General features: G+C 33.3%; 13 protein-coding genes. 7 read left to right on the forward strand and 6 right to left on the reverse strand.

Going from position 1 to position 14,299, the window contains the following annotated elements; all coding sequences use genetic code 11:
* From ABY285_RS10605 to rpmH, 4 genes are all read right to left on the reverse strand, one after another.
* A partial coding sequence (locus ABY285_RS10605) for a phytoene desaturase family protein (RefSeq protein ID WP_372769850.1) occupies positions 1-656 on the reverse strand: 656 nt, incomplete at its 3' end.
* Positions 657-710: 54 nt separating this feature from the next.
* The gene (locus ABY285_RS10610) at positions 711-1,613 is read right to left on the reverse strand and encodes a MerR family transcriptional regulator (RefSeq protein WP_372769852.1); all 903 of its coding nucleotides are present in this window, start codon (positions 1,611-1,613) and stop codon (positions 711-713) included.
* Positions 1,614-1,718: 105 nt separating this feature from the next.
* The gene (carB, locus tag ABY285_RS10615) at positions 1,719-4,568 is read right to left on the reverse strand and encodes a carbamoyl-phosphate synthase large subunit (RefSeq protein WP_372769854.1); all 2,850 of its coding nucleotides are present in this window, start codon (positions 4,566-4,568) and stop codon (positions 1,719-1,721) included.
* 138 nt (positions 4,569-4,706) lie between these two features.
* On the reverse strand, positions 4,707-4,868 hold the full coding sequence (gene rpmH / locus ABY285_RS10620) for a 50S ribosomal protein L34 (protein WP_372769856.1): 162 nt from the start codon (positions 4,866-4,868) through the stop codon (positions 4,707-4,709).
* 189 nt (positions 4,869-5,057) lie between these two features.
* On the opposite strand from rpmH, the gene ABY285_RS10625 reads away from it, so the two are divergent.
* The 5 genes from ABY285_RS10625 to ABY285_RS10645 all read left to right on the forward strand — a co-directional run bounded on the left by ABY285_RS10625 (position 5,058) and on the right by ABY285_RS10645 (position 10,700).
* Positions 5,058-5,936, forward strand: coding sequence for an SDR family oxidoreductase (locus tag ABY285_RS10625; RefSeq protein WP_372769858.1), 879 nt, complete (start codon positions 5,058-5,060; stop codon positions 5,934-5,936).
* Between the two features lie 107 nt (positions 5,937-6,043).
* A complete protein-coding gene (locus ABY285_RS10630; RefSeq protein WP_372769860.1) occupies positions 6,044-7,672 on the forward strand; it encodes a CTP synthase in 1,629 nt (542 codons plus the stop codon).
* Positions 7,673-7,764: 92 nt separating this feature from the next.
* Positions 7,765-9,672: a membrane protein insertase YidC gene (gene yidC, locus ABY285_RS10635; protein ID WP_372769862.1), complete on the forward strand. Its 1,908-nt coding sequence runs from the start codon at positions 7,765-7,767 to the stop codon at positions 9,670-9,672.
* A 90-nt stretch (positions 9,673-9,762) separates the two neighbouring features.
* A complete protein-coding gene (locus ABY285_RS10640; RefSeq protein ID WP_372769864.1) occupies positions 9,763-10,230 on the forward strand; it encodes a hypothetical protein in 468 nt (155 codons plus the stop codon).
* A gap of 179 nt (positions 10,231-10,409) precedes the next feature.
* Positions 10,410-10,700: a hypothetical protein gene (locus tag ABY285_RS10645; RefSeq protein ID WP_372769866.1), complete on the forward strand. Its 291-nt coding sequence runs from the start codon at positions 10,410-10,412 to the stop codon at positions 10,698-10,700.
* Positions 10,701-10,870: 170 nt separating this feature from the next.
* On the opposite strand, the gene ABY285_RS10650 is transcribed toward ABY285_RS10645, so the two are convergent.
* The gene (locus ABY285_RS10650; protein WP_372769868.1) at positions 10,871-11,824 is read right to left on the reverse strand and encodes a phosphoribosylaminoimidazolesuccinocarboxamide synthase; all 954 of its coding nucleotides are present in this window, start codon (positions 11,822-11,824) and stop codon (positions 10,871-10,873) included.
* A gap of 174 nt (positions 11,825-11,998) precedes the next feature.
* The gene (locus ABY285_RS10655) at positions 11,999-12,952 is read right to left on the reverse strand and encodes a PhoH family protein (protein WP_372769870.1); all 954 of its coding nucleotides are present in this window, start codon (positions 12,950-12,952) and stop codon (positions 11,999-12,001) included.
* A 180-nt stretch (positions 12,953-13,132) separates the two neighbouring features.
* Here ABY285_RS10655 and ABY285_RS10660 point away from each other — a divergent pair, with 180 nt between their 5' ends.
* Positions 13,133-13,963 (forward strand): S-adenosyl-l-methionine hydroxide adenosyltransferase family protein, encoded by an 831-nt coding sequence (locus ABY285_RS10660; RefSeq protein ID WP_372769872.1) that lies wholly within the window; start codon positions 13,133-13,135, stop codon positions 13,961-13,963.
* A 25-nt stretch (positions 13,964-13,988) separates the two neighbouring features.
* Positions 13,989-14,285, forward strand: a complete 297-nt coding sequence (locus ABY285_RS10665) for a putative quinol monooxygenase (RefSeq protein ID WP_372769874.1) — start codon at positions 13,989-13,991, stop codon at positions 14,283-14,285.
* The last annotated feature ends 14 nt before the right edge of the window (positions 14,286-14,299 follow it).

Genomic DNA, 14,299 nt, shown 5'->3' on the forward strand with positions numbered 1-14,299 from the left:
CCTTTTGGATGCCAAGTTCCTAAGCCAAAATCAGCATAATTCATAAAACTGTAAAAACTCGGTGTATTTGAAGGTTTTGCACCCAAAAACAATACAGGAAACTCTAAAATTTGAATTAATTTTTCACTTTTAATATTTTGTCTAATTTCCGTACTAATACTTTTAAAAAACTGATTAACATTGGCTATGGTTTGAAAAGTAACCAACTCGGCCATGGAATTACCAGGTTTGTAAACCAAGTTATTTACGGCCACTTCATAATTGAATTTTGCAGCTTTTAAAAATTTCTTCAGATAAACGGAGCTTCCTTTTTCTTCATTTTCAAAAACTTGGTAGATTTCTTCAATTTTATCGGAAATAAGAAAGGAATCCAAGCGGTCGAAATAGACCTGGTAAGCCGGAGCTAATTTTTGCAAATCGTAAAAATCGGACGGTTTTTTATTGAAATCAGTAAAGAATTTTTCAAAAACATCGGGCATCCAATACCATGTAGGACCAATATCGAATTTAAAACCGTCTTTAATTAACAGTCTGGCCCTTCCGCCCACACTGCTATTTTTCTCAATTACAGTCACTTCACAACCCGCTTTTGCTAAATAACAAGAAGCTGATAGCGATGAAAAACCTGAACCTATTATGATTATTTTTTTCTTCATTTTGTTTAACAAATATACAAATTAATTAAACAATAACAAATTAATTAAAAAAAATTACAAAATCTTTAACAAGTCGACCGGAGACATGAAGATTTTAATTTGATCATTTTTAAAAGAATCCAAATCAATTTGCGAAATTTTTGAACCTAAAACCCACAACATATCATTAGTGTTCTGCAACACTTCAGTATAAACTTCCTGTAAATATTCTTCCACAGTTTCTTTTGAAGGTTCAACGGTTAAATACGTTACAAAGCGAACATCATCAAAAACATTTTGAAGATCCTTTAAGTTCTCAACCGGAACACTTTGCCCCAAGTAAATGGAATGGTATCCATGAAACAGCAGCTCAAAATGCAAATAGAGCAACCCAAGTTCATGAATTTCATTCATTGGTAAATAAAGCACAAACTTCCTGGAACTTTTATTTGGCTGAAGAAATTGAAGTTTCTCAGTATTTATAAGGATTTTTTGCTTGATTAAATTGGTAATAAAATGTTCATGTGCAGGTGTAATGGATTGAACTTGCCACAAAATGCCAATTTCGTTTAAAAAAGGTATAAATATTTCAGTAAAAACAGCACTGAAAGATGATTGCGATATGAGGCTGTTGTAAGTTTGATTAAACAATCCTTCATCAAAATTCAACATAGCTAATTTAAATGAAGTCAAAGCCTTGCTCTCAAACCCCTCTTTAAACACAAGTTCCTTAATGCTAAATTCCATTTTAGCCTTAGACAAGGCTGCTATTTTGGATATTTTTAATCCATTATTATAAAGCAATGATACGTTTAACAGCTTTAATAAGCTGTCCATATCATAATACCTAATATTTGAATCCGTTCTTTTTGGTTGAAATAAATTGTATCTTTTTTCCCAAATCCGAATGGTATGTGCTTTTATTCCTGAAAAATTTTCGAGGTCTTTTATCGTGAACTCGGTTTTAATATTGTTCAAAGTAAATTGAGTTTAGTTGAACAAAGATAAATAATAAATTAATATAACACAATTTTGTCATAAAAAAAGAGCTTCGAGGGCTCTTTTTTTATTTTTTGAAATGAATTATTTATTTAAATACATCTTTCTTCGAGAATACAATTCGTAAAACTGATCGTCTTTTAAACTGTCTATAAACAAAATACTTTCGCCTGTAGACTTCATTTCCGGACCTAATTTTTTATCCACATTCGGAAATTTATTAAAAGAAAATACCGGTTGTTTAATGGCATATCCTTCTAATTTCGGATTAAAATTAAAATCTTTCACCTTATTTGCGCCCAACATTACTTTTATGGCATAATTTACATAAGGTTCTTTATATGCTTTGGAAATAAACGGTACCGTACGTGACGCTCTCGGATTGGCTTCAATGATATAAACAATATCATCTTTAATGGCAAACTGAATATTTATCAACCCTACAGTTCTTAAAGCCAAGGCAATTTTTTTGGTATGGTCTTTTATTTGTTGCATCACAAATTCACCCAAATTAAATGGCGGCAATGTTGCGTTTGAATCTCCTGAATGTACTCCGCAAGGTTCAATATGCTCCATAATACCAATAATATACACATCTTCCCCATCGCAAATTGCATCAGCCTCAGCTTCAATAGCACCATCTAAATAGTGATCCAACAACAAAACATTATTAGGGATTTTGCGTAACAAATCAACCACGTGTTTTTCCAATTCTTCTTTGTTAATCACAATTTTCATTCCTTGTCCGCCCAAAACATAAGAAGGACGAACCAATATTGGGAAATCCAAACTGTCTGCGATTGCAGCTGCTTCATCAGCGGTGGTCGCAGTTCCATATTGTGGAAAAGGAATATCTAAATCAATTAACAATTCAGAGAAACGTTTTCTGTCTTCCGCCAAATCAAGGGCGTCAAAACTGGTGCCTATAATTTTAACGCCCCATTTGTCTAATTTTTCAGCCAACTTCAAGGCCGTTTGCCCGCCCAACTGCACAATAACACCTTCCGGTTTTTCATGCTGAATAATGTCGTAAATATGTTCCCAAAACACAGGCTCAAAATACAATTTATCAGCCGTATCAAAATCGGTTGAAACCGTTTCCGGGTTGCAGTTAATCATAATGGTTTCATAACCCAATTCTTTTGCGGCTAAAACACCGTGCACACAACAATAATCGAACTCAATTCCCTGGCCAATTCTATTGGGTCCAGAACCTAAAACAACAATTTTTTTCTTATCGGTTACCACGCTTTCATTATCCACATAACTTTCATTTGCCGTAATCATTTTATTTTCGAAAGTGGAATAATAATAAGGTGTTTGCGCATTAAATTCAGCTGCACAAGTATCTACCAATTTATAAACTCTATTGATATTTAATTCCTGTCTTTTGGCATATACTTCACTTTCCCAACAACCTAACATATGCGCTATTTGTCGGTCGGCAAATCCTTTTTGTTTTGCTTCCAACAACAATTCATAGTTTAAAGTCTCCAATTTATGGGTAGAAATTTCATTTTCCAAAACCAACAATTGCTCGTATTGCTTTAAAAACCAAATATCAATTTTGGTAATTTCATGAATTCTGCTTAATGGAATTCCAATTTGAAGTGCATCATAAATGATAAAAACCCTGTCCCAACTCGGATAAGTTAATTTTTCAATAATAGTGTCATAATCCTTTTCCCCTTTTCCGTCAGCACCCAATCCATTGCGTTTTATTTCCAATGATTGCGTTGCTTTATGAAGGGCTTCCTGAAATGAGCGTCCAATTCCCATCACTTCCCCAACAGATTTCATTTGCAACCCTAAAGTTCTGTCAGCACCTTCAAACTTGTCAAAATTCCAACGCGGTATTTTAACAATCACATAATCTAAAGTAGGCTCAAATAAAGCAGAAGTTGTTTTTGTAATTTGATTATCTAATTCATCCAAATGATAACCAATAGCTAATTTTGCTGCAATTTTTGCGATTGGATATCCAGTTGCTTTTGAAGCCAGGGCTGATGACCGAGAAACTCTCGGATTAATTTCTATGGCGATAATATCTTCCTTTTCATCTGGACTTACAGCGAACTGCACATTACATCCGCCGGCAAAATCACCTATGGAACGCATCATAAGAATGGCCATATCACGCATTTTTTGAAAAGTGGTGTCGCTTAAAGTCATTGCCGGAGCAACTGTAATAGAATCTCCGGTATGAATTCCCATCGGATCCATATTTTCAATGGTGCAAATAATTACCACGTTGTCATTTTTATCACGTAACAACTCCAGTTCAAATTCTTTCCAACCTAACAATGCTTTGTCAATTAAAACTTCATGAATTGGTGAAGCCTCTAAACCGCGACTAAGTAAATCATCAAAATCTTCCTTTTTATAAACAATGGAAGCTCCAAAACCACCTAAAGTAAATGATGGGCGAATAACCAATGGAAAACCATATTCCTGGGCGATTTCTTTCCCTTTTAAAAATGAATTGGCAGTTGTTGAAGGCGCTTGCCCAATACCAATTTTAAGCATTAACTTTCTAAATTGTTCTCGGTCTTCTGTAATGTTAATGGCGGCGATGTCAACGCCAATAAGACTGACATTGAAATCTTCCCAAATGCCTTTATCATCGGCTTCAATACATAAATTTAACGCTGTTTGCCCACCCATTGTTGGCAAAACAGCATCAATATTTGGATGTATTTTTAAAATTTGGATGATTGATTTTGTAGTTAAAGGCAACAAATAAACATTGTCAGCCAAAGATGGATCCGTCATAATTGTAGCCGGATTGGAATTAATAAGCGTCACTTCAATTCCTTCTTCCTTTAAAGATCTGATTGCCTGAGAGCCGGCATAATCAAATTCACAGGCCTGGCCAATAATAATTGGGCCTGATCCAATAATTAAAATCGATTTAATGTTGTTGTTTTTTGGCATTTCTTAAATATAAAATAGTAAGTGTAAATATCTATAAAATTCGTTTTACGCTGTAAAATAGTTTTCAAAACTTATTAAAAGTTCAAAAAAAAGGTGTTACTAAAAAGTAACACCCTATTATACAAAACTATTGTCTCATTATTTTTTTGGTCTCGGATCTGAAGATACACTGATTTTCTTTCTTCCTTTAGCTCTTCTTCTTGCCAACACTTTCCTTCCTGTTGCACTAGCCATACGTTCTCTAAAACCGTGCTTATTTCTTCTTTTTCTTTTTGATGGCTGATATGTTCTTTTACTCATTACAAATATCTTTAAAATAGTGGTTCTTCTGTTGTTGCTTTCTTTAGAATTTCTCTCCTTAAAAGCGTTGGCAAATATACAATTACTTTTGTTTTTGGCAAATAGAATTTAAAAAAAAATAATATTTTTATTTCAAAGCGTAAAATTAAAAAAAAACATACATTTATATAAATTAAAAATAGCAGAAATATGTATCAAAAACCAATGCTTAAAGAAGGAAGTTTAAAAGATCAAGTCATTGTTGTAACTGGTGGTGGTAGCGGTTTAGGAAAAGCAATGTCCACTTATTTTTTAGAACTTGGCGCTCATGTCGTCATCACTTCGAGAAATATTGAGAAATTAGAAATAGCAAAAAAAGAGTTAGAAGAAAAAACCGGCGGAACCGTTTTGGCAGTTCAATGTGATGTGAGAAATTATACTGAAGTTGAAGCTGTTTTACAGGCAACTATTGATAAATTTGGGAAAGTTGACGGACTTTTGAACAACGCTGCGGGAAATTTCATCAGTCCAACCGAACGATTATCGGCCAATGCTTTTGATACCGTAATTGATATTGTTTTAAAGGGAAGTAAAAATTGTACACTGGCATTTGGAAAGCATTGGATAAAAATAAAACAACCAAAATCAACCATTTTAAATATTGTAACTACTTACGCCTGGACCGGATCGGCTTATGTTGTTCCATCAGCAACTGCAAAAGCGGGTGTTTTGGCCATGACGCGCTCTTTAGCCGTTGAGTGGGCTAAATATGGAATCCGTTCCAATGCCATCGCTCCAGGCCCCTTTCCTACCGAAGGTGCCTGGGACAGATTGTTACCTGGAAATTTGAGAGATAAGTTTGACATGAAAAAGAAAGTTCCGGTTGGCAGGGTCGGCGAACATCAGGAATTGGCAAATTTGGCAGCTTATTTAATGAGTGATTTTTCAGCATATATAAACGGAGAAGTAATCACTATTGATGGAGGAGAATGGTTAAAAGGAGCCGGAGAATTTAATATGCTTGAAGATGTTACCCAAGAAATGTGGGATATGCTTGAAGCTATGATAAGAAGTAAAAAAAGCAAATAATTTTTAAAATTCAATAAATTGGCAAAACCTTCAATTTTTTCCAAAAATTGAAGGTTTGTTTTTGTAGAATAAAACATTAAATGTAATTTTGCCAAAACCTACGAATAATGAAAAACACCAAATATGTTTTTGTAACTGGAGGCGTTACTTCTTCACTTGGAAAAGGAATTATCGCAGCTTCTTTAGCAAAATTATTACAAGAAAGAGGCTACTCTGTAACCATACAAAAACTAGATCCATATATTAATATCGACCCAGGAACTTTAAACCCATATGAACATGGCGAATGTTACGTAACGGAAGATGGTGCCGAAACAGACTTGGATTTAGGTCATTATGAACGGTTTTTGAATATTCCCACCTCACAGGCAAATAATGTGACTACAGGTAGAATATATCAATCTGTCATTGAAAAAGAACGCAGGGGCGAATTTTTAGGCAAAACAGTACAGGTTATTCCTCACATTACAGATGAAATTAAAGACAGAATTCAAATTTTAGGAAATACAGGTGATTTTGATATTATTATTACTGAAATTGGCGGAACTGTAGGCGATATCGAATCTTTGCCTTACATCGAATCTGTTCGTCAGCTACTTTGGGAATTTGGTCATGAAAATGCCATTGTAATACACTTAACCTTAATTCCATATTTAGCCGCTGCCGGAGAATTAAAAACAAAACCAACCCAGCACTCGGTTAAAATGCTGATGCAAAGCGGAGTAAGTCCGGATATTTTAGTCTGCAGAACAGAATATGAAATTTCCGATTCCATAAAAAATAAGTTGGCACTATTCTGCAATGTTAAAAAAGAGGATGTTATAGAATCTATAGATGCTGAAACTATTTATGATGTTCCAAACCTAATGCTTAAAGAAGGATTAGATACAGTCGTATTAAAAAAATTGCAATTACCTCATGACAGACAACCTGAACTAAAAGTTTGGAATGAATTTTTAATGAAATTTAAAAATCCAAAAAACACAGTTGAAATTGGTTTAATTGGTAAATATGTAGAATTACACGATGCTTACAAATCTATTTCAGAAGCGTTTATTCATGCTGGTGCTCAAAATGAAGTTAAAGTAAACATTCACTGGATTCATTCTGAAGAATTAACCGTAAAAAATGTTCCAAAAAAATTAAAAAAATTAAATGGAATTTTAGTAGCTCCAGGATTTGGTGAACGCGGTATTGAAGGAAAAATTGAAGCTGTAAAATATGCTCGCGAAAACAACATTCCTTTTTTCGGCATTTGTTTAGGAATGCAAATGGCCGTTATTGAATTTTCAAGAAACGTTTTAGGCTTGAAAGGTGCAAATTCAACCGAAATGAATAGCAATACCAAATATCCCGTTATTGATTTAATGGAAGAACAAAAAAATATAACAGACTATGGAGGCACTATGCGTTTGGGAGCCTGGGATTGTATACTTAAAGACGACAGTAAAGTTAGAGATATTTACCATAAAGAACATATTAGCGAACGCCACAGACATCGCTATGAACTTAACAACGTTTTTTTGGAACAAGTAGAAAAAGCAGGCATGATTGCTACCGGGAAAAATCCGAAAACCAATTTGGTTGAAGTTATTGAAATTCCAAAACACCCTTGGTTTGTTGGTGTTCAATACCATCCGGAATATAAAAGTACGGTTTTAAATCCTCATCCTTTATTTGTGGATTTTGTGAAAGCAACTTTAAACCATGCGTTAAGCCAGCCAACTAATCATTAATAAAAACCCAAATTTAATTTACATTTAGTACATTTGTCGGGCTTTTTAAATACTGTAAAAAGTAATGCACAAATTGACATTTAATTATACCCATGGAAGAAAAGAAATTTGATATTAATTCACTGATAGGTTTTGTTTTATTAGGAGCAATTGTTTTGTGGTGGATGTACAGCAATCAGCCAACACCTGAAGAAAAATTAGAAGCTGAAAAGAATAAAATCGAAAATGTAGAAAAAACAACAGTAGTTTCAACACTTACTGATTCTACTACCAGTAAATCTGAAATAATTACGCAAGCTACTGATTCGCTTTCCTTGGTTAAAGCTCAGGGCCAGTTGGGTGTTTTTGCTTATTCCGCAACCCTTCCTTCAGCAAAAGATGAAGAAACTGTATTGGAAAATGATTTGTTAAAATTGGTTATCTCAAATAAAGGCGGACAAATTAAAGAAGCTTTATTGAAAAAATACGTGACTTACGATTCATTGCCATTGTACATGATAAAAGACAACAATGACACTTTTAACATAAACTTCGGGACTTCAGACAATAGAATCTTAAACACGAAAGACTTATTTTTTACGCCATCACTTTCAAAAGATGGTGAAAATCAGGTGCTTTCCATGAAATTAAAAGTTTCTGAAGGCAACTATTTAGAATACCGATATGTCATGAAACCAACTGAATATATGGTTGATTTCACTGTTCGTTCACAAGGATTAAGTTCGTCATTAGACGCAAACAAACCAATTACTTTAGATTGGAGCTTGGAAGCTTTTAGAAAAGAGAAAAGTATTCGCTATGAAAATCAACAAACTGAAATGTATTATGAAAAAGAAGATGAAAAGATTGATTACCTCTCTATAGGCGGCGATGATGATGATGAAGAAAAAGATGTAAATTGGGTGGCTTATAAACAGCACTTTTTCTCTACAATATTAATTTCTGAACAGGCTTTTTCAACTGCAAAATTAGAATCAAAAACATTGTCAATTGATGAAGATGTTGATACCACATTTACAAAGGCTTTTTATTTAAAAGCGCCGCTGGCATTGCAAGGAGGTGAATTAAATTACAATATGAATTGGTATATTGGACCAAATGATTACCAAATTCTAAAAAAATATGACCGCAAGATTAAAGAAGTCTTAAATCTTGGTTGGGGAATTTTCGGCTACTTAAACAGACTTATTTTTATTCCGGTATTTAACTTTTTGCAATTATTTATTGGAAATTACGGGCTTATTATAATTCTGCTTACCATTGTAGTTAGAATAATCATGTCTCCATTGGTTTACAAATCTTATGTCTCAAGTGCAAAAATGAAGGTTTTGAAACCGGAGATGGAAGAGATCAATAAGCGTTTACCAGGAAAAGAAAATGCCATGAAACGTCAACAAGAAACTATGGCCCTTCAAGGTAAAGCTGGCGTAAGTCCGCTTGCAGGATGTATTCCAGCATTGTTACAAATGCCTGTTTTCTTTGCATTATTCAAATTCTTCCCAGCAAATATAGATTTACGTCAACAAAGTTTTTTATGGGCCACGGATTTATCGGCCTACGATTCTGTGTTTAAACTTCCGTTCAGAATTCCAATGTATGGAGACCATGTGAGTTTATTTCCAATTTTGGCTTCGGTTGCTATTTTCTTCTATATGAAAATGAGCCAGAGTCAGCAAATGGGTATGCAACAACCAACGCAAGAAGGAATGCCCGATATGCAAAAAATGATGAAGATGATGATGTACCTTTCACCAATTATGATGTTGGTTTTCTTTAATATGTATGCCAGTAGTTTAAGTTTGTACTATTTTGTATCTAACCTATTAACGGTAACTATTATGTTGGTTATTAAAAATTACATTATTGATGAAGATAAAATTCATGCAAAAATTCAGGAAAATAAAAAGAAACCTAAAAAAGAAGGTAAATTTCGTCAACGATTAAATCAGGCAATGTCCCAAGCCCAAGAGCAACAAGCGAAACAAAAGAAAAAGAAATAAACAATAAATGAACACTTATAAAAGTCCCAAAGAATAGAATCCTTGTTGCTTTTATAAGTTTTCATACCAAATTAATTTCATTAACCCCAAATGTCAGATTTAAGAAGTCGTTATAAAATTTTGAAGGAACACAACCTTATTGTTGAATTCCATTCAGGTAACTTAGATTTAGATTCATTTATAGATTTTAAGAAACGCATCACTTCGGATCCTTTATATGTACCGAATTTAAATTACTTTGTGCATTTAAAAAATGTTACTTTCACTACGATTAATGAAACTGAAGATGATATTTTTGCATACTCCAAATTTATAACGAATAATTTTAATGTTTATGGAAACAGGCGGGTTGCTTTAATTACCAACACCCCAAATCAAGTAGTTTATACCACCATATTTAAAACGATGCAAGAAAATGCCAATCAATCTGTTGAGATATTTTCAAGGTATGAAAATGCCACGAAATGGTTAGGTATCGACTTAGAGCTAGAAAAACTTATTGAAGTTTTGTTAGAATTAAAAAAGTTAAAGGAATATCATGCTTTTAAAAAGATATAGATTTAGCCAATAATTAAAGTTAACTTTTTTTAACAAGAGATAAATGTCAGATTTAAGAAGTCGTTATAAAATTTTGAAGGAACACAACCTAATCATAGAATGCCATTCGGGTAATTTAGATTTAGATTCTTATTAATTTTGTAATAAAGACCACACACGACCCCTTATTTTCTCACAATATGGACTATCTTATCGATTTACGAAATGTCGTTGTTACAGCGCCTACAGCTGATATTGAAAAGTACAATTATTTTACAGAAACTAAATTTAAATCTGAAATAAAAAGTAAGGTGGCCATTCTAACGGATTCACCAAACCAAATGGTTTTCTCAACCCTATTTAAAATGCTGAATACACAAAAATTAAAAGAAATTGAAGTCTTTTCCACTGTTGAAATCACAACACGCTGGTTAAATAACGGCACTAAAAAGGAAATTGTTGATGTTTTAGGTGTATTAATGAATCCCTAACCTTTATAAATACCAATTAAACATTCAAATGTCGAATAAAATTCGTTTCTTTTTACCTCATTTGTCGTCATAAAATGGAATCGTAGCATATGCTATGCTTAAAATTTATTTCTAAACTGATCTAAAAATAATTCAAATTTTTAATACAACATTTAAAAATTCAATTGGTATTACTTTCTATTTAAAAAAGTAAGCACATTTTTTTCAATTCTATCCATAATATTACTCACATCTGACTTTACAAAAGTTTCTCCGGTAATGTTTTCATACAATTCAATATATCTGTCTGAAATTTCATTAATTTTTTCATCAGACATTTCTGGAATTTGCTGTCCTCTTAATCCCTGAAAACCATTTTCAATTAACCACTGACGCACAAATTCTTTAGACAATTGTTTTTGAGTTTCTCCTTTATTTTGTCTTTCCTGATAACCTTCAGCATAAAAATAACGAGAAGAATCGGGCGTGTGAATTTCATCAATCAACACAATTTTACCTTCTTTTGTTTTACCAAATTCATATTTGGTATCCACCAAAATCAATCCGCGTTTTGCTGCAATTTCAGTGCCCCGTTGAAATAATGCTTTGGTATATTTTTCTAAAACTTCATAATCTTCTTTTGAAACAATTCCTTGAGCCAATATATCTTCTCTTGAAATATCTTCATCGTGCGAGCCACCGTCGGCTTTGGTAGAAGGCGTAATCATAGGTTCAGGAAACTTGTCGTTTTCCTTAATTCCTTCAGGCATCGGAACCCCGCAAAGCATTCTTTTTCCCGCTTTATATTCACGCGCGGCGTGACCAGATAAATAGCCGCGAATTACCATTTCAACCTTAAAAGGTGTGCATAAATGTCCAACCGCCACATTAGGATCGGGAATGGCAATAATCCAATTTGGAACAATATCTTTGGTGGCTTCCATCATTTTTGCCGCAATCTGATTTAAAATTTGCCCTTTAAATGGAATTTGTTTTGGCATTACAACGTCAAAAGCAGAAAGCCTGTCGGATGCAATCATCACCAAAATTTCATCATTAATATTGTAAACTTCTCTAACCTTACCTCTGTAGAACGATTTCTGGTTTGGAAAGTTAAATTCCGTGTTGTTAATTGTATTGCCCATTGTTAATACGTTTATTTGTTTATGTGTTTAATCGTGTAATTGTTCACTTCGGACGCTTCATCTTTACTTCGACTACGCTCTGTAACCCTTATTTATTTGTATAATTGCCTACTGCCTATTTTCCTAATTATCTAATCGTTTAATTACCGATTGAAATTATTAATTGTTAATTAATCAATCCTCTCCTACTTCAAGATTTTTATAAGCTGAAATAATGTCTTTTACCAATCGGTGTCTAATAATATCTTTATCATCAAAATACACAAATGCGATTCCATTAATGTCTTTAAGCGTTAGCATAGCTTCTTTTAAACCTGATATTTGCCGTCTTGGCAAATCTACTTGTCCCGGATCACCGTTAATAATAAACTTTGCGTTTTTACCCATCCGGGTTAAAAACATCTTCATTTGGTTATGGGTGGTATTTTGTGCTTCATCCAAAATCACAAAAGCATTGTCTAAGGTTCTGCCGCGCATAAATGCCAATGGCGCAATTTGTATAATTCCTTTTTCTAAATAGGAATCCAGCCTTTCATAAGGAATCATATCGCGCAAGGCATCATATAACGGTTGCATATATGGGTCTAATTTTTCTTTTAAATCACCGGGCAAAAACCCTAAATTTTCACCAGATTCCACTGCCGGGCGTGTTAAAATAATTCTCTTGACTTCCTTTTCCTTTAAAGCTTTAACCGCCAAAGCGACCGCTGTATAGGTTTTTCCCGTACCAGCAGGACCAACCGCAAAAAGCATATCATTCTCACCCATTTTTTCAACCATTTTTCGCTGGTTGGTCGTTTGGGCTTTAATAAGTCGGCCGTTTACACCATGAACAAGAACACCGTCGGCTTCAACAGAACTTTTATGCTCACTGCCGTTAGATGTCAAAAGCCTCTCAATACTATTTTCGTCAAGTTTATTGTATCTTCCAAAATATGAAATAATCATATCTAACCGTTTCTCAAATTCATCTAAAATTTCTGGTTCACCATAAACTTTAAGCTCTGTTCCTCTGGCAACAATCTTGAGTTTTGGAAAATATTTTTGTAAAAGTTCTATATTGGAGTTTTTATTGCCAAATAAGTCGTTTGGATGAATTTCGGTTAATACAATAATACGTTCGTTCAAATGATAAAAGTGTTAAGTCTTATTAAAAAAATAGTATTTTAATCACCAAATAATTGATTAGATTTGCATAACAAATGTAGTAAATATCAAATTACAAAAATAAGATACTTACAAATAAGTTGTAAACATTTTATAAAAAATTTGCTTTAATTTTCATCAGGAATATCGTCTGTACTTTATATGTCAATAATAACTTTAACTACCGATTTTGGAATCAAAGACCACTTTGTTGGGGCGGTAAAAGGCACTATTTACAGCGAATTGCCAAATGCAAAGATTGTGGATATCACACATCAAATTTCACCATTTAACATTACCGAAACTGCCTATATTTTAAGAAATGCCTATAAAAAATTTCCTGAAGGAAGCATTCATGTTATAGGCGTTGATGCTGAGTTAAATGATGAAAACAGACACATTGCGGTAAAACTGGACAATCATTATTTTATTTGTGCGGATAACGGCGTTATTTCTTTATTGGCTTCAGAAATCAGCCCTGAAAAAATTGTTGAAATAAACATTCATGAATATATAGAAAGTAGTTTTCCTGTTTTAGACGTATTTGTAAAAGTCGCCTGTCATATTGCCCGTGGCGGAAAATTGGAGGTTATCGGGAAAATTACTCCGAAATTCAAAAAAATCCGTGAACTCCAGCCTGCAATTTCTTCAGACAATAATACAATTTCCGGAAATATTATTTATATTGATAATTATGGAAATTCCATAAGTAACATCAGTGAAAAACTATTTAACCAAGTTGGAAAAGGACGAGGTTTTGAAGTGATTGCCAATAGATATTCATTCACCAAAATTTATGAAAAATACAGCGATATCGTCGATTTTTCATTAATAAAAGAGCAACGTCAAAAAGATGGAACCAAACTGGCATTGTTTAATTCTGCCAAGTATTTAGAAATTTCTATGTACCGAAGCAATACAAGCACTGTAGGCGGTGCTGTTTCGCTTTTAGGATTAAATTACAGGACAGTTATTACCATAAAGTTCCATTAATAATTAATTACAAAAACCCCATTATATGTTTGTACGAATTGTAAAAATGAATTTTAAAGCATCAAACATCGAATTGTTTCTTGAAAATTTTAATGAGAATAAAGTAAAAATAAGAAATTCTAAAGGATGTAATTTGTTGGAATTGTATAGAGACAAAAGCGATTCCAATACCTTTTTTACCTATAGTTACTGGGAATCTGAAGCTGATTTAGAAACTTATAGAAATTCTGAACTCTTTAAATTGGTTTGGAGAAAAACAAAAGTGTTGTTCAACAACAAACCAGAAGCCTGGAGCGTTGATAAAGTTGAACTAGCCCCCTAACCCCCGAAGGGGAA

This window comes from Lutibacter sp., assembly GCF_041555395.1.
Classification (GTDB): Bacteria; Bacteroidota; Bacteroidia; order Flavobacteriales; family Flavobacteriaceae; genus Lutibacter.